Raw genomic sequence first — 21,953 nt, 5'->3', positions numbered from 1 at the left:
TAGAGGATGATATTTTGCTTGAGCATCATGTACGTAATTACATTGCCGCCAAATTGGCCGATGTAGGAATAAGCAGCGATCCTTATGGGGTTGAGCTAACCACTGTTTTCGTTCTCTCAGTATTGGCCGTTGCAGCAGTCAGTTACCTGATCGTTCATCACGTGATTGTCCGCTCAGTTAAAAACGTTCTGCAAAAAACCAATAAACCGCTCAGTGAAAGCCTGGCGAAATATGATTTGCTGGGCAAAATCTCTTTATTGGTTCCGGTGATGGTGCTCGATGTGCTGATCCCCATAGCGGTTGGGCACTACAGCTTGCTGGCAGGTATTCTCGATCGCCTATTGGGCATATTGATTGTGTTGATGATCACTTGGGTTGTGTTTGCCCTGCTTGATGCCCTCAACGACATTGCCACCTTTAAAGGCATCACCCGTAAGATGCCAATCAAAAGCTTTGTTCAGCTCACAAAGCTGTTTACCTTCTTCGTTGGGCTGATAATCGCAGTATCTATCCTTGCGAATGAGTCCCCGGTGATATTCCTCTCCGGTTTAGGTGTCGCGACTGGCTTTGTGATGCTGGTATTTAAAGACACGATTCTGGGTTTTGTTGCCGGTATACAGCTCTCCGCCAACCAAATGATCAGCCTTAATGATTGGATTCAAATGGATGCTTACGGCGCCAATGGTACGGTCGAGGAGATCTCGTTAACCACGGTTAAAGTGAGAAACTTTGACAACACCATCAGCATGTTGCCAGCTTACGCGCTGGTGCAAAACGCCTTTATTAACTGGCAGGGCATGTCAGATTCAGGTGGTCGACGCATTAAGCGTGCGGTGAATATTGATGTAACCTCGATTCGTTTTATGGATGATGAGGAAATTGAATCAATGAAGAAAATCCGCATTTTACGTCAGTATATCTATGAGAAATCACGTGATATTGATGAGTACAACCAAGGTCTAGAAGCAGAAGATAGAGAAACAGGTAACCTGCGCCAAATGACCAACCTAGGTCTTTTCCGCGCTTACCTGAATGCTTACCTGCGCGCCAATAACGACATTCATCAATATATGTTGATCATGGTAAGACAACTGGAGCCGACCCCAGAAGGTATTCCTCTACAGGTGTATGCGTTTTGTAATGATGTCGACTGGGTCGCCTATGAAGGAGTGCAAGCGGATTTATTCGATCATATCTATTCAGCAATGCCGATGTTTGGACTGCGTCCTTATCAAACCTTAACCAGCCATGACGCTCATAGCCTTAAACTCAATTAGGGCAGAGAATAAAATAAGGGCTAATCAAACCGATTAGCCCTTTAAGCACACATCTCTACTGATGAGCCACAACGAGAGATGATTTCGTCCGCTTATTCTTTGCTTCAGATGGGTGAGCAGTATCGTTAGTTAAGAATCAAACCAGACTCAATTTTGTTGTTATCGTTCTGCAAAGTTTACTGACGTTGATTAGTGAGCGTTTATTGCCAATATTCGAAATAAATATGATTAGCTTGATGGTCAACTTTAGTTTGATCATTGGTAAGTAGTGCTTTGGCAACCGTAAAGGCAAACTCAAAGCTTACGCCTAAACCTTTGCCAGTAATGAAATTGCCATCGACCACAACCTTCTGGTCAAGATAATGCCCATCAACGAACTTCTCCGCCAAACCATCACCAGTTGTATAATTGCGCCCTTGCAAAAGGTGATGGGCAGCAAGCACTTTTGCTCCCGATGAGCAAAGTGCACAAATCAGTTTCTCTTCAACGATATGACGCTGCAAAAACTCAAGCACCATTGGATTTGCCGATAGATTATCAGTCCCCTTAGGACCGCCTGGCATCATCACCGCATCATAACTATGTTTAACTTTATTTGCTAAAGTGTCATCGGCACTAATACGAGTTTCGAAGTAGCTGTTGAGTTGGGTTGTCTCCATACAAGAGAGCACATCGACTTTAATATCTAGGCGACGCATAATATCGATAAAGACGACCGCCTCTCCCTCTTCAAACCCATCTGCCAACAGTACTGCTACGTGTTTTTCCACTCTGCACTCCAATTCACTATGTTAACTTGTCAAGTTTGCTCGCCAGATTCAAAACATAAAATCTTATTCTCGCGATAAGAATTAGCGAGCTTGCTATCAACACCCAACCATAAAGGGGGCTATGGACTCGGTCATAGGGGAAAGCGAGTCCATAGCCAAGAGCATCAAGGATAGCTGGAGTAACGAGGCTTACATTTTGCCTTCGCTACCACAGACTCGAATTTTATCGATCACGACCTGCTTCATTGCCGCTTTACCTGGAGCGATATAATGACGCGGGTCATTTGCCGATGGGTTTTGATTAAAGTAGTGTTTCACCGCATCAGAGAAAGCGATTTTCAGTTCGGTCGCAACGTTCACTTTAGTAATGCCGAGCTCGATACAACGGCGCACATCTTGATCAGGTACACCCGATGCTCCATGCAGAACCAAAGGCACATCTGTACGGCTACGAATAATCCCTAAACGATCAAAATCTAAACGAGGTTCTTCTTTGTACATACCGTGTGCAGTACCAATCGCAATCGCGAGTGAATCAATGCCCGTTTGTTGAATAAACTCCACCGCATCGTTTGGATCGGTAAAGAGTGCATCTTTACTATCAACAATCAGATCGTCTTCTTGCCCTCCTAGTCGACCGAGCTCAGCTTCAACTGAACAATCCCAACGGTGACAGAAAGTGACGACTTGCTTAACTAGCTCAATATTTTGCTCAAAAGGTAAATGTGAGCCATCAATCATCGCTGACTTGATCCCCGCTTCCACTTTCTGACGGATATCAGAAAAAGACTCGTGATGATCAAGATGCAAAGCAATCGGCATCTTGTAACGTTTGGCTGCTTCTTGACAAATACCGACTAAGTAATCAGTGCCTGCATAAGAAAAAGTCCCTGGTGTACCTGCCAAAATCACTGGCGATTGCATTTCAGCGGCGGTCTCCACCACGACTTGTACAGTCTCTAAGTTGTGAATATTGAATGCAGGTACGGCATAACCACCAATCTGCGCTTTATGAAGCATTTCTCTCGATGAAACCAAAAACATACAAAACCCTAAAAACTTTCGTTAACTTTCGATTTAATATTATTCGAAAAACAAAGAAAGTAAATAGATCAAGATCACACATACTTTCAAAGCGAAAACTTTCGAAACTAAAAGAAATGCGCCATTTTCGATGAATAGCAAGTAATCCCTTTACGTAACAAGTTGTTTTTCGGTCTAAAAGCCCTTCCAGAAATCAGCTCCAAGCCCTTATAAACTAAGGGCTGCGACTCTAATCGACGAGTGAGTGGCGATTGTTCTTGGGTATAATCTGATAAAAACAACACGGTGATCTCTTTCGTTTTGAAAGTCCCGATCACTTGCGCTTCAATCGCGGGAATACAAAAGGAAAAATCGCCTTGCTCAATTTCTAGCGGTAACTCTTCCGCTTGCCATAGCCCTGTTCGGCTTCCCATAAATAGCGCAATATTCAGCGCTCGCAGCGACCAAAAACTACTAGCCGGACCACTGTAGTTATCAACCAAACGAGCATCGTCATCAAATACACCTTGCGTCGGCGCACCATACTTTAAAGCGCCATTGGCAATGAAATATTGCAGACTGGTCTTAAATGCTCGCTTCGCTTGACCTAACTCAATAGCACTCGACCGTTGATCCACTGCCGCAAGCAATGGCGCCGCAGCCGATAGGCGGTAACAGGCACTGCGTCCAAAAAGCGGTAAGCCTTGTGCGCTAAAGAAATATCGATAATTGGCAACGAAATCACTCATCGCTTGATGAATAAAATCAGCATCAAAATCCGGATCGATTTGATCAATCCAATAAAGTGAGTAATGAAAGCCCCATGCGTTGTAATAATCATAGTTGCCTTTGGCGCCATCACGGAACCAACCATCCCCTACGTAGAATTGTTTAATTCGATGATATTTGCTGATATCCACTTGATGCTGACCGGTCAAATCTTTGAGCACTAAGCTCACTGTCAGTGTAAACAGCAGCCAGTTGTTATCGACGGTTTTTAGTGGCGGAATTTGCTCGAACCAAGCAACGATCTGTTGCTGATAACGGGGTTCTAAATCAAGCCAAACGCTCTCTTTGCTCAGCCAAAGTGCTAACGCCAAATCCGCACTTTCACAAATTCTCTGGTCGTAATCATGCAGCCGCCCCCAGTATCCCGGATGTTCAGGATCTGTCCCCGCAATAAATGCTGAGCGGATGATGTTAACCACATCGATCGACTCGCCATTTAAGCCATGCAATTGCTGCTTGCCCACTGATTTGTCGTATAACCATGTCGCCAAAGTCGGCAACACGCGACTCACGCCTTCAAGCGCATCAGTTCGTGCTCCTTGCTGGCTCGGTCTACCTGGGTAGTATGCATGGGTGTAGTCTTGGGTCGCATAGTGTTGAAAAGCTTCCGCGGTATAACTAACCCATTGGTTGCACAGCTCTTGTAACGGCACTTGTTCATCTCTAAACAATTGTCGTATCGCATCGTCATGTCGACCATAAGCGGATTTTCGCTGACGCAGGCGAACGAGATTCTCTTTAAACAACTTAATATACATCGCAGCGTCAGGATGCTCTGAAGGAATAATAGGACGAGGCGAAGCAGCAATAATCTTGGACATAACGAATCTCTTTTGTGATTGATTGTGGGTGCAAAGACGTTGATTTCCGGTCCGGCAATAAGTTCTTAGTGAAAAAAATGCCGAGACTAACGGCTCAGCATTTCATTCAATCGTAGGGGTGGCGTCGATTAATCAGCTAGTCGGGCGACTTCAGTTGCCGCCAGCATAAATGCCCCAGCACCGTAATCGATATTGTGCTCAAACTTAACATCGCGTGGGTTAAAGGCCGGCAATTGAACCCAACCGATCATGCCGTTGTCATGGATACAGGTTTGCAGTGCTGCCCATGCTTTTTCGACCACTGGCAAGTAAGCCTCACGCTCAAGCAAGCCGTTATTGATCCCCCATGCTAAGCCATAACAGAACAAAGAGGTGGCACTGCTCTCCGGAGCGGGGAAGCTATCAGGATCAAGCAGACTTGTGCGCCAAAAACCATCAGGCTGTTGATATTTGACCACTTCGGCGGCTAAATTTTTGAACAAAAGCAAGTAGCGCTCACGTTCATTGTAATCCTCAGGCATGCGAGCGATTAAGCGCGGTACTGCGGCTAATACCCAGCCAATACCACGGCTCCAGAACACTTTGTTACCATTCGCTTCGCGCAGTTCATTACCACTGCCATCCGGAATATAGCGATAATCACGATAGAACAAGCCTGTCTCAGTATCTAACAGATGATCGACCGAATCCCAAAAGGCGCTGTTCATGTAATCAAGGTATTTGTTATCACCCGTGACTTGCGACAAAGCGGCAAAGCTTGGCGGCGCCATAAATAATGAATCGCACCACCACCAATCTTTGCGCCCTAGCTCTGGATTTTCCAACATCAAATCAAGCGCTTTAATCGTAGGCTCTAAGGCTTCTTCTTGCTCAATGACTGGGTAGACATCTAAATATGCCTGGCAGCAAATATGATCATCGGCAAAACGGGGATTAGGTCCAGCGCGAAACCCGGTATGTAGGGTGTAGTTCATCACCCCATCTAAGTATTCAGCATCGTCAGTGGCTAGCCATGCCGCTGAAGTGCACGACCAAAATACCCCGCGTTCCCAATCGGTATCTTTAATAAAACGCGTTTTGCCACTTCGACGCACGACACTGCGAGTTTGATTCGCCGCTTGGTAACGGTAGACTCGCTTCATGGTCTCTAAAATCGTGTGTTTATTCCCTAATGCCATTGCTATTCCTAATTCAAGTTGAGCAAAGCAGCCACCAGCCTAACCAGTTAAGCGTGCAGCTGCCGCATTGATTATGCCGAAGATAGGTTATTTCAAATCGCTCATTGCGACGTGGTCCATATCGTGGAAGGTTTGGTTCTCACCCACCATGCTCCAAATAAAGGTATACGCCGCAGTGCCTACACCGGAGTGAATTGACCAGCTTGGGCTGATCACCGCTTGTTCATTACGCATAATGATATGACGCGTTTCTTGCGGTTCACCCATGTAATGGAACACGATGTTGTCATCTTTCATATTGAAATAAAGATACACTTCCATACGGCGCTCATGAGTATGGCAAGGCATGGTATTCCATAGGCTACCCGGAGCAAGCTCCGTTAAGCCCATCGAGAGTTGGCAAGTTGGCAATACTGATGGGTGAAGGTATTTGTTGATCGTTCGTACGTTACAGTTTTCTTGGCTACCTAGTGTTTCTGGCGAAGCATCTTCACGAGTGATTTTACGCGTCGGATAACTCATATGTGCTGGTGCACTATTGACATAAAAACGTGCTGGCTTGTCTGCAGATACGCTAGCAAACTTCACCTCTTGGACACCTTTGCCTACGTAAATGGCTTCACGCGTGCCAATCTCGTAAGTTTCAGCGTCAACAATAACTAAGCCCGGTTCACCGATGTTAATCACGCCCAACTCACGACGCTCAAGGAAGTAGTCCACGCCAATTTCCTTGCCGCCTTCTAAGCTTAACGTCTCTGTCGTCGGAACCGCGCCCCCGACAATAATGCGGTCAATGTGGCTGTAAGTTAAGTTGAGTTGCCCTTCTTGGAACATATTCTCAATAAGAAACTGTTTACGAAGACCTTCGGTATCTAATTGTTTCGCGTGGTCACTATGAATAGGTTGACGAATTTCCATGATAAATCTCTTTTTATTCAGCAAGGTAAGGGGTGGCTCTGGGTGGTCTCAGTTTGATAAGCCCAGTCGCCTCTAATTAAAGTACCTTGTACTTCTAATGCTTGATTCATAATTGTTAGGCTGGCATCCATACCGACAGCAATACTGCCTAGTCGATGGGCAAGCCCAAGATATTTGGCAGGAACCCATGATGCCATTTGTACAGCATCCCAAACGGGAACATGGCTATCATTCACCATATTGCGCAGCGCTTGAGCTAAGCTGCAGGTGCTTCCCGCAAGCGAGTTACAGGCGGTACGCGCGGCGCCATTAGTGACGGTTATCATTTGAGTACCGAGTAGGTATTCACCATCTTCCAGCCCACCAGCGCGCATACAGTCAGTAATCAAAGCGATGCCTTGATAGCCTTTGAGACGATAAACCAACTCCATCATCACGGGATTGACATGTACACCATCGGCAATCAACTCCGCTAACATGTCGTGGTACAGCAGCGCGCCGCAACAACCGGGCTCTCGATGGTGTAAACCACTCATACCGTTAAATAAATGCACGCCACAATCTGCACCGCGTTGATAGGCTTGGGTGACCTGCGCAAACGAGGCATCTGTGTGAGCAACGGAAGCTTTAATCTGATGTTCTGAGAGCCAGTCAAACGCGCTCATCGCGCCTGCTATTTCTGGGGCAAGTGCGACTCGCAATAAGGAACGCCCTGCCACTTGATATAACTGTTCTAACTCAGTGATTGATGGTGCTTTTAGGTACTCGGTTAAGTGAGAACCGCGACGAGGCTCAGTGAAATAAGGACCTTCAAGAAAACTACCGAGTAGCTCTGCACCTTGGTTTTTCTCACCTAAAGTAAACTGCTGTACCTGTTGTAATGCGTTTAGAATATTTTGCCACGGGGCGGTAACCGTGGTGCCAACCCAAGCAACCACACCCGTTTGTGGTAGCGCGTTAGCAATAGTTTGCAATGCCGAATGTGTCGCATCCATCACGTCTGCACCTGAGCGCCCGTGAATGTGCATATCCACCAAGCCTGGCAGCAGTGATTGACCTTCTAGACGTATCACTGGACAGTCTGTCGGTGTCTCTCGCGTCAACGCCTCAATTTTACCGTTGGCAATGATCACCACGAGATCGTCCACTATGCCTTGTGGTGTAAAAACGCGATCAGCGAGCAAAGCATAACGCATGGTTATAAACCACCTTCAAATTCAAGTTCAGGTTCTGACTGCATAGCCGCTGCTAATTGCTGACGCATATCTTGCATACTTGAGCCACCAATCTCTAACAACATTGCGACTAACTCTTGCAACGTTACGCCTTCTCGTTCAAACGCAGCATTGGCGATCATTGGTAAGTTCACACCACCAATGAGTTCAACATTTGGGGTATCCATCATAATTGCCATCGCACGGTTACATGGCGAGCCACCGGGGATATCCGTCAGAAACAACACCCCTTCACCTGAATCTACATCTTGCGCCGCTTGGCGAAGTAGCGCCTCAAGCTGATCCGTTGAAATAGACTCGACAAAATCAATAAACGCCATCTGCTCTTGCTCACCGGCAATCGCTCTCACCGCGGATTGCATACCAGTAGCAAAATTGATGTGACCTGAAACAACAATACCAATCATCTAAAAATCCTTGATAAGGGGGGAATACTCCCCCCATGTTATCGATACAAATGAATTACAAAATGCCGAAGAAGTGACCGATTACACCCGCTGCCAGGGTCGAGAAAATCAGTACTGGCGGTTTCGCCCAGAAGCCCGTGCCTTTCACCATCTTGAGCATGAAGAACACCAGGGCTAGAGGCAGGATGTTTGGCATAATTTTGTCAAACAAGGCACTTTGCAGCTCCACCACTTTGCCACCGAGTTCGAGTGACGCGGTGGTCTGCACCTTGATAAAGGTGGCAGACAGCGCACCGATAACAAAGATACCCATGATGTTTGCCGCCTTCGCCAGCTTCTCTGTCGCCGAGCTCATGTTCACCATTGCGGCGGTACCCGCTTTGTAACCCATGAACATCAAACCGAAGTACACTAAGAAGTGAACAACTTGGTACAAGACGAAGAATACAAATGGACCCGCGATAGAACCTTCAATTGCAATCGAAGCACCCAACGCCAGGGTAAGAGGCATCAACGTCATGTGGTCGATTGCATCACCGATACCCCCCGTTGGACCCATACCAGCCACCTTCATAACGTTTACCGTTGATGGCTTCTCTTTGTTCTCTTCCATTGCAATGGCAGTACCAAGCAAGAAAGTAAACAGTTTCGGGCTCGCATTGAAGAACTGTAGGTGGTTCTTCAATGACTTGGCGTAATCACGTTTGTTATCGCCATGGATTTTCTTCAATGCTGGGATGATTGAGTAAGCAAAACCACCTGCCTGCATACGTTCGAAGTTAAAGTTACCTTCCATAAACAGACCGCGTAGCGAACAGATCCAAAGATCTCGTTTAGTAATGACTTTGCGCGGTGTGGTGTCTTCGTATGAATCAATATCATCAACCAGACTTTCATGAACCTTGGTATTTTTATCGGCTAGAGTGCCTGCTGTGATATCAGATGCCATCTTCGAATTCCTCTGCTTGTTGGTTGTTAGAATTTCCGTTATTTCCACTGAAGAAGTAGTAAAGTGCTGCTGCTGACGCGCCTAGAATCGCGACTGCCATGATTGGCAATTTTAGGTAAGTCGTCATGACGAAACCGATAAAGAACACACCTGCCACTTCTTTTGACCACATGATTTTCAGTAGCATTGCGAAACCGATAGCTGGAACCATCTTCGCACCGATACCTAAACCTTCTAGCAACACTTTTGGCGCATTTTCATCAATCCAACTTGCGGCATGCTCACCAAAGTAGACTGTGATAAAGGCAACTGTCGAGTACAACAAGGCACGTAATGAAATGGTGGTGACAAGTAGCCTATCTATGCCATCTGAATCGCCTCTTTCCGCAAATTTGTCTGCTTTGCCCATTGTGAATGATGTAAGAGCAAAGAAGCCGATCACTAGCATTTGCATAAGTACAGCAATTGGCATACCCACGCCCATTGCCACTTCCGGTGATTGACCGGTCATCACTGCGAACGCAACAGCAGCAATGGTACCTAGAGTTACATCTGGCGGCTGAGCTCCCGCATTAGGCACGAGACCAAGCCAAGCCAATTCCAGTGTGGCACCAGCCACTAGACCTGTTTGCATGTCACCCATGATCAGACCAACAATTGGACCGGTGATGAGTGGGCGGTGGATGTTCAGCGCGACATCGTATTTATCGATACCACAGAAGAACGCCCATATTGCGACCAACGTAGCTTCCAAAAACATAATTGATTCCTTACTTAATCCTATGTTTGCAATGAAGTATGACGCGGCTTACGCCGTCGCCATGGCAAGCTCAAGAACGTTCACTGGGTTTTGATCTGGTGTGTTTTGCACGGTACAAACCACCCCGCACGCCACCATACGTTCAAAAGCGTTAATATCTTTTTCGTCAACTGACACTGTTTTAGCGATTTGACGTTTACCTTCATGGAAGTGCATGTTGCCAACGTTACAATGTTTAATTGGCACACCACCTTCAACTAAGCGTGCAACGTCCGTTGGGTTGTTACACAAGATGAAAATCTTCTGCTTCTCTGATGCCTTGTGGATGACATCAATGGTTTTTTGAATAGTGAAAAAACGTACTGCATATTCACCACCAGCTGAGGCTTTCATACCTGCCTGCATAAACGCCGCATTTGGTCCTTCGGCTGCGTCATCGTTAGCAACTAAAATCAAGTTTGCTTCGGTATGCTTGCCCCAAGTGATGCGAATTTGTCCGTGTAATAGACGCTCATCAATGCGGGTCCAAACGATGTTAGGTACAGTCATAGAGTCTTCCTATCTACATATTAAAATTATGAATTGTTACTCCTTGAACAACGCGGTTTACTTCACCGGTTGGGCAAGGGTTATCAGGGGTATTACCCAGTGCTAATGCACGATGAAATGCATAGATCTGAGCAAACAGAATGTATGGAAAGAGAAGTTCAATATCGGTTGCAGTTTCCATTGCAGGTACATGCCAGTAATCACCGTTGGTCACTTGCTCATCCAATTGAGCGGTAATTGCGATCACTTTGCATGCGATCTTGTCACGGCGAAGTTCATTCAGCAGATCGAGATCGTATTGACGTGTGTAAGGATTGTTCGAGATATACACCACAATCAATGTTTGGTTATCAACAATCGACTTCGGACCATGACGGAAGCCAAGTGGAGAGTCATAGGTCGCCACTACTTTGCCTGCTGTCAGTTCGAGAAGCTTCAATGCTGACTCCTGCGCTAAACCTTGAAAGCCACCACTACCTAGGTAAATAACGCGGCGTATATCTAGGTTCGCTATATTACTGATAGGCATATTAATTTCCTTGATAAGCCCCTCAGAACATAAGGTTATTCTTTCAAAACCTTTCGAATGATCACGTTTCGCGTCAAGAACCGAAAATGCCGCAACCATCATCGAAGAAAAACTCGACGTCATCGCAAAAGATTTATCGTTGGTTTCTGCTGGCATTAATAGCGCGAAACAACGGTTATCATCGGCACATTTTTGATAAAGCTGCCCTTCTCCGTTGCAGGTCAACACTAGGTGATAGCAAGTAGTAAGACACTGGTTCGCTAATTCCACTGCCGCAACACTTTCTGGACTGTTGCCCGAGCGAGCAAACGAAACCAAAAGTGTTGGTAAATCTTCAGCGAAATATTGATAAGGGTTTGAAACTAAATCTGTCGTCGCAACTGCATCAATTCGACGTCCCGTTGCTTCAGACAGCGCCGGAGCCAATGCACGACCGGCAAATGCAGAGGTGCCGGCACCTGTCATCACAATACGCAAGTCTTGATGGGCGAGTACCTGTTCCATAAAAGCACTGATTGCTGGTCGGCATTCACTGAATATGGCTTGGGTTTTACGCCAACATAAAGGCTGTTGTTCAATCTCTTTGGCAGTCCAGAAAGCGTTCAAACTTTCAAGATCTTGCTGTGAAAAGCCCAAATAATGGTTCATTTTGTACCTCTTAACCTCTGAATTGCTTACAGGCTTTAGCGTAGCTACGCAGCACCTGCTGAATCTTGTCGAGAACCAGGGCTTGTGGCTTAGGTTCAATCAGTCCTGCACGAACGGCTTGGAATTGCTCTGGCAAATACTGACTCAATAATGGAAGTGGGATACCTGTGCGCGCTAAGTTAGCAAACAGGGTTTCTTGGGCATGGTGAATCGCTTCATCTGGCCAGTAATAACGAATGCGATCACTAAAACTGTAGCAACGAGCAAAGCGCTGTTGGTGTTCATCACCGTGGTAATATTTATTCCAATATTCCGGCATCTTGCACATCTGCTGTTCGATCATTTCACGCAAGTTGGAACAATGTGCTTTAGCGACAATCTCTTCTTCGATATCGCAAAGATTAAACAGGGCTTCTCGCATTGCGAATGTCAGTGCGGGTCCCACTTTCAAAATGGCAAAATGACCGGCGACTAATGCTTGGTAAGCTTTATCTGTTTGGTAATCTGTCGAGTGAGCCTCAAACAGCATGTGGTCAAATTGATCGACAACTTTACTCAGTTCGAGGGCTTTCTCTGGGCAAAAGTCGATAACGCCAGTGTGGTCAAATTCAACGCCAGGCTGAACAACTAAACCAATCACACGCGTCCAACACTCAGAAACACCCGCCTGCGCAAAAGCGGCTTTATGACATTCGATGGTTTTCATCGCCGCTTGCGGTGACGTCACCTCCAGCTCGGCTAACTCTTCAGCAGCCCCACCAGGTACCGGCACTTCGGTGCCAATCACATAGCAAATATCACTTGAACCAAAATGGTAAATAGCCGTACTTTCTGCAATTTTTGCCAATCTTGCTGCACGTTCGGCAACAATTTCGTCAGAAAGAGGCACAGGGTCGCCTTGGCAAGACATACTGCAATCAAGATGAATTTTCTTAAATCCTGCGGCAACGTAAGCGGCAATCAAATCCTCAGCATTACGCATGGCTTCATCAGCACTGAGCGTTTGCCAGCGATTGGGACCCAAGTGATCACCACCAAGGATAAGTTTTTCAGTTGGAAAGCTGAGTAATTCAGCTTGCTCTAAAACGAAATTACGGAAATCAACAGGTGTCATACCTGTGTAGCCGCCGAATTGATCGACCTGATTGGAGGTAGCTTCGATTAGCAATAAAGAATCGTCGTTCAACGCCTGCTTAAGGGCAGCCTCAATCACGAGAGGATGAGCAGAGCAAACAGCATAGATGCCATTGTTGTCGCCTGCTTTATGTCGTTGAACGATTTGTTGAAGGGTGTTCATGTACTAACTCCATAATCCACATCTGCGATGCTGTTAAGGAGTTAGCTAGGGTTACTCTTTGTCGACGATAATAACTTCAACTTTCATTTCGCGAAGACTCTGTACGTACTCTTCGGGAATATCAGCGTCAGTGACTAAGATATCAATGTTTCCGAACTCGCGAATCATATGACAGCTGCGTTTACCAAACTTACTAGAGTCAGCAACTGCAATCACTTGTTCCGAAATCTCACACATCAAGCGGTTTAGACTGGCTTCCTGCTCGTTGTGTGTGGTGATACCGGCTCTTAAATCAAATCCATCCACACCTAAAAAGACTTTATCAAATCGATAGTTCTTTAAGCTGTGTTCGGCTTGTGAGCCCGAAAAAGAGAGTGCATTCTTTCGAAGTACACCGCCTGACATCAAAACCTCTATTCCAGGTGCTGATGCCAACTCCATTGCAACATCCAGACCATTGGTCATGACTACTACGTCTTCCAGCGACTTCAAGCTGGCAGCGATTTCACGAGTAGTCGTGCCCGAATCCAGAATAACCGTGTCACCATTTTCGATAAGTTGTGCTGCAGCCTGACCAATGAGAGTTTTCATACCCGCGTTTTGACGACGCTTCTCATGAACAGTAAGTTCAGCAATTACCCCAGAATTCGGAATGGCTGCACCATGAGAGCGGACAACATAACCATTTTTCTCTAGAAAACTGAGATCACTTCGAATTGTGACACTAGAGACATCAAACTGTGCGGCAAGGTCTTCGACACGGGCTTTTCCATCTCGGTTCACCATGTTGACGATTTCCATGCGCCTTTCGACTGCACTTTTCACTTTTACTTTGTCTCCTTACGAAACCAACGAAATTAACTTTCACTTGATTTCGAATACAGAATACACCTAAAAACGAAAGCAACAACGTAAGAAATGGAAACTTTTGATCTCTTTCACAATCTTTCGTTATGTTACGTTTTGCCTTGCGTAAGCTTACGCATTTGCGCCTATCATAACCCTGACGATCGGCAAAGCCAAACCAATACCGCCAACAAAGATCGCAAAATTAGCTAGTTTTGTGAGACAAGTCAGATAAAACCTTTCGCTAATCACGGCAAAACCCCTTTCGTTTTTCGTTTTTTGGTGGTGATAAGGGGTGGAAGAGTTGAGAAACAGAGAGTTGAGAAACAGAGAGTTGAGAAACAGAGAATTGAGAGAAAGAGAAAGAGAAAGAGAAAGAGAAAGAGAAAGAGAAAGCAGACTAGAGGCGAAAAGTGTAAAAGAAAAGGAAAAATAACAAAACGAAAGTCGGCACGTTGCCGAAAACAAAATGCTATCGAAGCCCAGAGGTCAGGCTCCGATATTTACTTACCCTTTGAGCGCAAAGCGTAAAAACTCATTGTCCTCGTAGAGCACATCGTGACTAAATTGCTCAAACTTATACACAGAGCTTAACACCGCCGAACGCTCGTAAACGCTCGCCCTCACCAAAAACGTAATCGGCGCAACCATCTTGCCATCAGCTGAGAAGTGATTGTTGAGATCCGCCGCCAAGACACAAACAAAGTCTTTACCTTGTTGGAAGTTAAGATCCACATCGTGCGGCGATGAAAGCAACACCGTCAGCCCCAGATCTTTTTCAATTGAGCGTACCAGCAACAAATACTCTTCTAACTGAGTCAGAGAATCTTCTGCGCTGAAATTAATCAACTCAAGGAACATCTTCTCAAGGTTATAGTTATTGCCTTGTGAATGTTGGATCAAGACTTTGATTTTCTTCTTCAACAACTTATAGCGTTGCGAAGCTGACTGCTTCTTTAGCCAAAGGCGAAATAGCGAGTTCTTGTCAGCGACATTGAGGCGACGCCCTTTATCTAGCTGATGAAATTCAATGTGTAACAAAGCACTTAGAGCTAATTCTCTAAGTAATAAATGAGTGCGTTCTTGTGGTGATAAAAGAGGTTTCAAAACTACTTATTAACTAGGGTAACGAGAGAAAGACTCATGCCTATTGTGTAGGCGCTGGTTGTTGCTAACCAGATAATCATCAGCTGTCTCAATGCAGTGATGTTGAGTAACGTTTTTGGGCTTGTTAGCTCAAGAGGCAAGAGGATAACCAAATATAAAATGCTTGTACAGTGGGATGAAAAATCAACAGCACTTCCATGCCACAATTTAGCTCAATTTATTAAATATTCCTCGCCATTGTCGAGGATCAAGCTTAATGATTATTTCACTCAAGATTCAAACATGATTGGCTACACTCAATAGTGACGATGCCAAGGCAAGGAGGCAACCATGATTGTAACCCATAGACAATACTGTTTAACTAACAGACCAAACTTACATGCCCACTTTCAAGTCAACCCTGTCGGAAAGCTGGAAGTTGAGATCATCGAACTTCAGGAACACCACAGCACCGAATTTGACGACCTGAGTTTCGAATCGAAAGGCAGTTGCATTAAGGTAAGCGGTAAAGAGCAATCGGTGCCTTGGCAGTGTCATTTAGCCATCTCTGACGCATTAGAACTTTCGTCACTGGTTGAAGAAGCCAACGAAGAATATGAAATGTTAATGCGGGATTTGATGTAACGCCCTAAACCGATAAAGAAACAGCGTTAGCCGTTAAACCTCCATTTTGGAGGTTTTTTGTTCACCTAAATCAACGCAATAAAAATATTTATCGTCTCCAATGGAAACCTTTACCGTAGCGTATTGAAACTGTGAGTTCTTAATATGTTTGCCATACTTAAACTCTGGCATTCTGGTCCATAACTATACCCAAGTGGCTTTGACGGTTTGAGAGTTGAGAACTGAGAAGCGAGAAGCGAGAAGCGAGAAGCGAGAAGCGAGAAGCGAGAAAGGCTACTTGGGTATATTTAATGGAAGAAAAGAAAAAAGGATAGGCAGAATATGGATGGCAACACTCCCAAGCTTTCTCTGCGCACAATTGAACCAACCGATTACCCTGAACTCGCCACACTAATGGATCTTGTTTTTCATGATGTGGGTGGCTCTTGGCCACGACTAACTATTATGGATCTGATCCATCAGTTTCCCGATGGGCAAATCTGTATTGAGGACAATGGTAAAATTGTCGGCGCGGCGCTCACCATCAAGGTCAACTACAACCGCTTCTCTTTGCCTCACCTTTACACTGATATCATCAATGAAAACAATGTGATTCAAAACCAAGTAACTGGCGATGCGATGTATGGCTTGGACGTATTTGTTCACCCTGATTATCGTGGTTTACGTTTAGGTCGCCGCTTGTACGATGCGCGCAAAGAACTCTGTCGCAGTAAAAACTATAAAGCCATTTTAGCCGGTGGACGTATTCCCAATTACCACCAGCACGCCAATGAGCTGAGCGTGACCGAATACATCGAGAAGGTCCAACGCCGAGAATTACACGACCCAATTCTCTCATTCCAGCTTGCGAACGGCTTTGATGTTAAACGCATCATGCGTGGTTACTTGCCAGAAGATGACGCCTCACAGGGTTATGCGACCCTACTAGAATGGGACAATTTCTTTTATGAAGAAGACATTGAGTCTATCCATGATGTCGAGAAAACTTTAGTCCGCATTGGCGTGGTGCAGTGGCAAATGCGTGCGATGCACGATTTGAATGACCTAATCGACCAAGCCGAATTCTTCATCTCGTCGCTCGCCAATTACAAGGCTGACTTTGCGCTGTTTCCTGAGTTTTTCAACGCGCCACTCATGGGGCTGCAAAAAGGGCAAAACTCGGTAGAAGCAATCCGCTTTTTAGCCGAGTTTACCGAAGAGATCAAAAACCGTTTCTCTCAAATGGCGGTGACCTACAACATCAACATCATTGCCGGTAGCATGCCGGAGATCCGTGATGGTAAGTTATACAACGTCGCTTACTTATTGCAACGTGATGGTCAAATCAACGCCCAAGATAAGATCCACATTACCCCGCACGAAGAAAAAGACTGGGTCATCGATGGCGGTGACAAGGTGCATGTATTTGAAACCGATGCGGGTAAAGTGGGTATTTTGATCTGTTATGACAGCGAGTTCCCTGAGCTGGGGCGCATGATGGCAGAAGAAGGGGTGCAGATCCTATTTGTACCATTTTGGACTGACACCAAAAACGGTTATCAACGGGTTCGACTCTGCTCACAAGCTCGTGCGATTGAAAACGAGTGCTATGTCGCGATTGGCGGCAGCGTAGGTAACTTGCCAAGAGTGGATAACGTTGATATTCAGTACGCACAATCTGCGGTGTTCTCGCCATCGGATATCTACTTCCCACATGATGCGACGTTAACCGAAGCCAATGCCAATACTGAAATGATCATCTTTGCCGATGTCGACCTCACCAAACTTAAGCAGCTCAATACGGAAGGTTCGGTGACGAACCTTCGTCACCGTCGACTTGATCTCTATGGCGGATTTACTCGCGCCAAAGAGATGCCAAACGACGTGTAACTCCATCTCGATAACCAGCCGCGAGCCATTCTCGCGGCTTTCTCTATTCGCTCGCTTTTGGCAAATAGTCATATGCTTCGTAACAAGCCCTACTCGGCTTGCAGCAAAAAGCATCAATAACCATTCCTTCCTCACAGTTAATTCGACGGCGGTTGAGTAAAGTAGAACCAGAAAACTATTCTGGATGATCAAGTGCAACGCGCTAACGCTGCTTTGGAGGTCGATATGGAATTAGTGCATCATGGTGGTAAACATACGGTGACGGGTTCATGCCATGAACTCAGCTCTGACGGGCAATCTATCTTAGTCGATTGCGGTTTGTTTCAAGGCGCAGATGAGCGACCTTTAGAGATCGATTTTGCTATCGAACACATCTCTGCCCTACTGCTTACTCATGCTCATATTGATCATATTGGTCGCGTTCCTTGGTTAGTTGGACATGGTTTTCATCAACCTATCTATTGCACCGAAGCGACGGCAGAACTCGTTCCGCTCATGCTTGAAGATGGTCTAAAACTTCAACTTGGTTTAAGCAACAAAGAAGTCCAATACGTCCTCAATCAAATCGACTGTCTGCTACGCCCGCAGCCTTATAACCAATGGTTTAGCATCGACCCAGAAGGAAAATTGCCACTTAAAGCGCGTTTTCAGCCCGCGGGGCACATACTCGGCTCCTCCTACATCGAAGTGCAGCTAGGTAATGGCGAAATCGTACTTTTTTCCGGTGATTTAGGTCCAAGTAATACACCACTATTGCCCGATCCCGTCTCTCCAGAACGGGCGGATTATCTGCTGATTGAAACCACCTATGGTAACAAGCGACACGATGAAATAGAGAGCCGCGCTGAACGGTTGAAGGCGATCATCGATCGCTCATTAGCTGATGGCGGCGCGATACTGATCCCGGCTTTCAGCGTCGGTCGTACTCAAGAGCTATTATTCGATATCGAGCAGCTGATCTATGAACACAAAATCGATATCAATATACCGATTATTCTCGACTCACCCATGGCGCAAAAAGTCACGGAGTCGTATCGAAGCTTTAAAAAGCTCTGGGGAGAAGAAGCCAAAGACCGCCTGGCGGCTTCACGTCACCCTCTCGCCTTTGAGCAGTGTATTACTGTCGATGATCACCGCTACCATCTCAAACTGGTGAATCGACTGAAATCAACCGGTGAAGCATCGATTGTCGTAGCCGCATCCGGAATGTGCCAAGGCGGGCGGATCATGGATTATCTTAAGGCGCTACTACCAGATGAACGCACAGATGTTTTGCTGGCGGGTTATCAAGCTCAAGGTACCCTTGGTCGCGCCATTCAAAGTGGTGAGATGTTGGTCGACATTGATTAAGAAGAAGTGGAAATCAACGCTCAAGTACACACGATGTCAGGCTATTCAGCCCATGCAGACCAAGCTGATTTGCTCAAGTTTATTCAAGGCATTGAGTCCAAGCCTAAAATCATCCACTTAATTCATGGTGAAGACGAAAGTAAACGAGAGTTTGCTACGCAACTGCGTAATTTAGGCTATCAAGTGGTTGAGTAACTGAATAATCTCAATATGACCGATAAGCAAAGAGCTCCATCTAATACAAGAATGGAGCTCTATTGCTAAAGGGGAGTGCTAATTGACTAAATTAAGCGTTGCTCTACCCTTCGTCGCTTTTCTTAAAATATCGTCTCTTAGTCGTGACCTTTATGCCGTAACCGGTTGATGACCACTGGCACCGTCATTCATGATATCGGCAACAAATTGTGCTCTTGCGCCAAGGATCACTTGTACACCATGCTTGCCGACTTTAATTACGCCCATCGCGCCAAGATCATTAATGCCATCTTCATCGATAAGAGACTGATCTTTCACTTCCAGACGCAGACGAGTGATACATGCCCCAACCGTGGTAATGTTAGTGCGACCACCAAGTAGTTTCGTAATTTCTGCTGCAAGCTCATCATTCTCAAGCGTGATTTCTTTGCGCTCAGTGTCTTCTCGACCGACCGTTTTGAAATCAAACTTACGAATCGCAAAGCGGAATACTGAGTAGTAAATCGCGAACATGCACGAACCCCACAATAGAACGTTAACCCAATTGGTTTTAAAGCCATCCATCGCCGGTAATACACCAAACGAAACGAAGTCGATAATACCCGCAGAGAAGGTTTTACCAATATGAACATCAAGTGCGTAAGTGACTGCGTAAGAGACCCCCGCCATAATGGCTGAGAACACGTACAGCAGCGGCGCAACGAAGATAAAGGCAAACTCAACTGGCTCAGTAATACCGGTGACAAACGAGGTTAATGCCGCTGAACCTAAGATACCTGCGGCAATCTTTTTGTTCTTATCTTTTGCTTCGTGATACATCGCTAAACACGCTGCAGGGAAAGCAAACATGTAGATAGCAAAGTTACCTGATAGGAATTTACCCGCGTCGACATACTCGTCTGTTGAGAAGGTTTTTACGCCATCTTCAAGCATTTTGAACCAAATCGTATGGTCACCATTAACGACTGTACCTGCCGCCGTAGTGTACTCACCAAATGAGAACCAGTAAGGGCTGTAGAAAATATGGTGCAGACCAACCGGGATCAGTGCTCGCTCCATAAAGCCGTAAATAAAGGTAGAGATGTACATATTACCGCTGTTCGCCATGTGCGAGAGCGCATCGATCCCCGATTGGATATAAGACCAAATGTAAGGCAGGATAAGCCCAATTAGGAACGCCGAAAATGCAGTAACAATAGGAACAAAGCGTTTGCCAGCAAAGAAGCCGAGGAAGTCTGGTAACTTAGTATCAAAGAACTTCTGATACATGAATGCGGCGAGTATACCGGCGATCAAGCCGCCAAATACACCGGTTTGCAGGGTTGGAATACCCATCACCATCGCATAGCGACCGCCTGCCATTGCCATTTCAGGCGTAATACCTAATGCGACGCCCATCGTGGCATTCATCACCGCCATCGCCACAATCGCCGCGAGCGCTGCAATACCAGACTCTTTGGTTAAGCCTACCGCCGCACCAACCGCAAACAGTAGTGCTAGGTTGTCAAAAATAACCCCGCCAGCACGCATCATTAGCGGCATATCGAGTTTTGCGCCGAAAGCCAATAATAGACCTGCGGCAGGGAGAATAGAGATTGGTAACATCAAAGCTTTCCCGATCGAGGAAAGCTTGGATAGACCACCTTTTAGACCTTCTATCATAGTTATAATCCATTTGTTGTTATACACGTTGCCAACAACAATTCTATCGATTGATATCCAGTCTAAGGTTGCAATTTGCTATAGGTTTGTAAGCCCACTCTTACAATCAGTTAGCGCACGATGTCGTGCTCTACAAGCAGTTGGATCATGATGATCCAAATGCTCTATTTGCCTGGTTTTACTCGCTGGTACAGGCTGATGAGCGCCAGAATAATGTAGCCGCTGATAAGACCCACAATGCCATTACCGATCACCGAATACGTTGCGGACACATAAGGCACGCTAGGTAACAGGCTTAATACACTCGCTAAGCCATGATGAACAAACGGCAAGCTGTGCACTACGATTCCCCCACCCACAAGAAACATCGCGATAGTGCCCACCACCGTCAATATCTTCATCAGTTTAGGCGCAGTGGCTACTAAGCCGTCACCGAGCGAACCCATTACGCCTTTGCCTTCACTCTTACGCTGAAGATAAAAGCCGAGGTCATCCATTTTAACGATGCCTGCCACTAAACCATACACACCGACGGTCATTAGGATGGCGATCAAGCTCATCACTAACACCTGCGTAATAAACGGGTGTCCTTGCACGGTGCCAAGCGCAATCACAATGATCTCTGCCGAGAGAATAAAATCGGTTCGAATCGCACCTTTGATTTTTCGCTGCTCGTAGTCGGCTAAATCCGCTTCACTTTGTTCAATCTGTTGATCTTCCTCTGCGCTGTGAGATTCTACATCATGGTGATGAAAAAACTTCTCATGGATTTTTTCTGCCCCTTCAAAGCAAAGAAACAAACCACCAATTAGCAGCAGTGGTGTGATTAACCACGGCGCTATCGAGCTAATCAATAACGCAGCAGGCACCAATATCAGCTTGTTTCTAAACGAGCCTTTCGCCACTCCCCATACCACCGGAATTTCACGCTCAGCTCGCACCCCTGATACTTGCTGCGCGTTCAGCGCTAAATCGTCCCCTAACACGCCAGCGGTCTTTCGAGCCGCCACTTTTGACATCAATGCCACATCATCAAGCACCGTTGCAATATCATCTAAAAGCGTCAGTAAACTAAGTCCTGCCATTGGTTACCCTTACTCATCTGCAATACTTATCTTGCGCACGACACGCGCAAATAGCTTTTAGATCA

The 21,953-nt window shown here is 45.9% G+C and carries 19 protein-coding genes and 1 pseudogene; 4 read left to right on the top strand and 16 right to left on the bottom strand.

Annotated features, from left to right (window positions below; translation table 11 throughout):
- Positions 1–14: 14 nt before the first annotated feature.
- Positions 15–1,277: a mechanosensitive ion channel family protein gene (locus tag GZN30_RS01890; protein ID WP_075652273.1), complete on the top strand. Its 1,263-nt coding sequence runs from the start codon at positions 15–17 to the stop codon at positions 1,275–1,277.
- A 200-nt stretch (positions 1,278–1,477) separates the two neighbouring features.
- Here the strand turns inward: GZN30_RS01890 and GZN30_RS01885 are convergent, their stop codons facing one another.
- From GZN30_RS01885 to GZN30_RS01820, 14 genes are all read right to left on the bottom strand, one after another.
- On the bottom strand, positions 1,478–2,047 hold the full coding sequence (locus GZN30_RS01885; protein ID WP_171972072.1) for a DJ-1/PfpI family protein: 570 nt from the start codon (positions 2,045–2,047) through the stop codon (positions 1,478–1,480).
- Between the two features lie 189 nt (positions 2,048–2,236).
- Positions 2,237–3,091, bottom strand: coding sequence for a tagatose bisphosphate family class II aldolase (locus GZN30_RS01880; RefSeq protein WP_075652271.1), 855 nt, complete (start codon positions 3,089–3,091; stop codon positions 2,237–2,239).
- A 107-nt stretch (positions 3,092–3,198) separates the two neighbouring features.
- Positions 3,199–4,680, bottom strand: coding sequence for a DUF2264 domain-containing protein (locus tag GZN30_RS01875; protein ID WP_075649019.1), 1,482 nt, complete (start codon positions 4,678–4,680; stop codon positions 3,199–3,201).
- Between the two features lie 128 nt (positions 4,681–4,808).
- The gene (locus tag GZN30_RS01870; RefSeq protein ID WP_075649018.1) at positions 4,809–5,858 is read right to left on the bottom strand and encodes a glycoside hydrolase family 88/105 protein; all 1,050 of its coding nucleotides are present in this window, start codon (positions 5,856–5,858) and stop codon (positions 4,809–4,811) included.
- An 87-nt stretch (positions 5,859–5,945) separates the two neighbouring features.
- On the bottom strand, positions 5,946–6,776 hold the full coding sequence (gene kduI / locus GZN30_RS01865; protein WP_075649017.1) for a 5-dehydro-4-deoxy-D-glucuronate isomerase: 831 nt from the start codon (positions 6,774–6,776) through the stop codon (positions 5,946–5,948).
- A gap of 17 nt (positions 6,777–6,793) precedes the next feature.
- Positions 6,794–7,972 carry an N-acetylglucosamine-6-phosphate deacetylase gene (gene nagA / locus GZN30_RS01860; RefSeq protein ID WP_075649016.1) on the bottom strand — a complete coding sequence of 393 codons (1,179 nt, stop codon included), beginning with the start codon at positions 7,970–7,972 and terminating at the stop codon, positions 6,794–6,796.
- Between the two features lie 2 nt (positions 7,973–7,974).
- Positions 7,975–8,418, bottom strand: coding sequence for a PTS galactosamine/N-acetylgalactosamine transporter subunit IIA (gene agaF / locus GZN30_RS01855; RefSeq protein WP_075649015.1), 444 nt, complete (start codon positions 8,416–8,418; stop codon positions 7,975–7,977).
- 55 nt (positions 8,419–8,473) lie between these two features.
- Positions 8,474–9,367: a PTS system mannose/fructose/sorbose family transporter subunit IID gene (locus GZN30_RS01850; protein WP_123783145.1), complete on the bottom strand. Its 894-nt coding sequence runs from the start codon at positions 9,365–9,367 to the stop codon at positions 8,474–8,476.
- Entirely contained in the window at positions 9,357–10,127 is a 771-nt protein-coding gene (agaW, locus tag GZN30_RS01845; protein WP_075649013.1) for a PTS N-acetylgalactosamine transporter subunit IIC, read from the bottom strand. The genes GZN30_RS01850 and agaW overlap by 11 nt, the downstream gene beginning before the upstream one ends.
- A 48-nt stretch (positions 10,128–10,175) precedes the next feature.
- Positions 10,176–10,676, bottom strand: coding sequence for a PTS N-acetylgalactosamine transporter subunit IIB (gene agaV, locus GZN30_RS01840; RefSeq protein WP_075649012.1), 501 nt, complete (start codon positions 10,674–10,676; stop codon positions 10,176–10,178).
- 13 nt (positions 10,677–10,689) lie between these two features.
- Positions 10,690–11,853, bottom strand: coding sequence for an SIS domain-containing protein (locus tag GZN30_RS01835; protein WP_075649011.1), 1,164 nt, complete (start codon positions 11,851–11,853; stop codon positions 10,690–10,692).
- 10 nt (positions 11,854–11,863) lie between these two features.
- Positions 11,864–13,150 (bottom strand): tagatose-bisphosphate aldolase subunit KbaZ, encoded by a 1,287-nt coding sequence (gene kbaZ / locus GZN30_RS01830; RefSeq protein WP_075649010.1) that lies wholly within the window; start codon positions 13,148–13,150, stop codon positions 11,864–11,866.
- 51 nt (positions 13,151–13,201) lie between these two features.
- A complete protein-coding gene (gene agaR / locus GZN30_RS01825) occupies positions 13,202–13,975 on the bottom strand; it encodes a transcriptional repressor AgaR (RefSeq protein ID WP_075649009.1) in 774 nt (257 codons plus the stop codon).
- A 528-nt stretch (positions 13,976–14,503) separates the two neighbouring features.
- The gene (locus GZN30_RS01820) at positions 14,504–15,103 is read right to left on the bottom strand and encodes a DUF2913 family protein (protein ID WP_075649007.1); all 600 of its coding nucleotides are present in this window, start codon (positions 15,101–15,103) and stop codon (positions 14,504–14,506) included.
- Between the two features lie 330 nt (positions 15,104–15,433).
- Between GZN30_RS01820 and GZN30_RS01815 the strand changes: the two genes are divergently transcribed.
- From GZN30_RS01815 to GZN30_RS01805, 3 genes and pseudogenes are all read left to right on the top strand, one after another.
- On the top strand, positions 15,434–15,727 hold the full coding sequence (locus tag GZN30_RS01815) for a hypothetical protein (protein WP_075649006.1): 294 nt from the start codon (positions 15,434–15,436) through the stop codon (positions 15,725–15,727).
- Positions 15,728–16,048: 321 nt separating this feature from the next.
- The gene (locus GZN30_RS01810; protein ID WP_075649005.1) at positions 16,049–17,596 is read left to right on the top strand and encodes a bifunctional GNAT family N-acetyltransferase/carbon-nitrogen hydrolase family protein; all 1,548 of its coding nucleotides are present in this window, start codon (positions 16,049–16,051) and stop codon (positions 17,594–17,596) included.
- Positions 17,597–17,821: 225 nt separating this feature from the next.
- Positions 17,822–19,141: pseudogene (locus tag GZN30_RS01805) on the top strand (MBL fold metallo-hydrolase).
- 150 nt (positions 19,142–19,291) lie between these two features.
- On the opposite strand, the gene GZN30_RS01800 reads toward GZN30_RS01805, so the two are convergent.
- Positions 19,292–20,803, bottom strand: coding sequence for a PTS transporter subunit EIIC (locus GZN30_RS01800; protein ID WP_075649004.1), 1,512 nt, complete (start codon positions 20,801–20,803; stop codon positions 19,292–19,294).
- A 164-nt stretch (positions 20,804–20,967) separates the two neighbouring features.
- Positions 20,968–21,888 carry a DUF808 domain-containing protein gene (locus GZN30_RS01795; RefSeq protein ID WP_075649003.1) on the bottom strand — a complete coding sequence of 307 codons (921 nt, stop codon included), beginning with the start codon at positions 21,886–21,888 and terminating at the stop codon, positions 20,968–20,970.
- Positions 21,889–21,953: the final 65 nt, after the last annotated feature.

It is taken from the genome of Vibrio ponticus, assembly GCF_009938225.1.
Classification (GTDB): Bacteria; Pseudomonadota; Gammaproteobacteria; order Enterobacterales; family Vibrionaceae; genus Vibrio; species Vibrio ponticus.
This window is presented reverse-complemented; position numbering and strand designations above follow the sequence as displayed.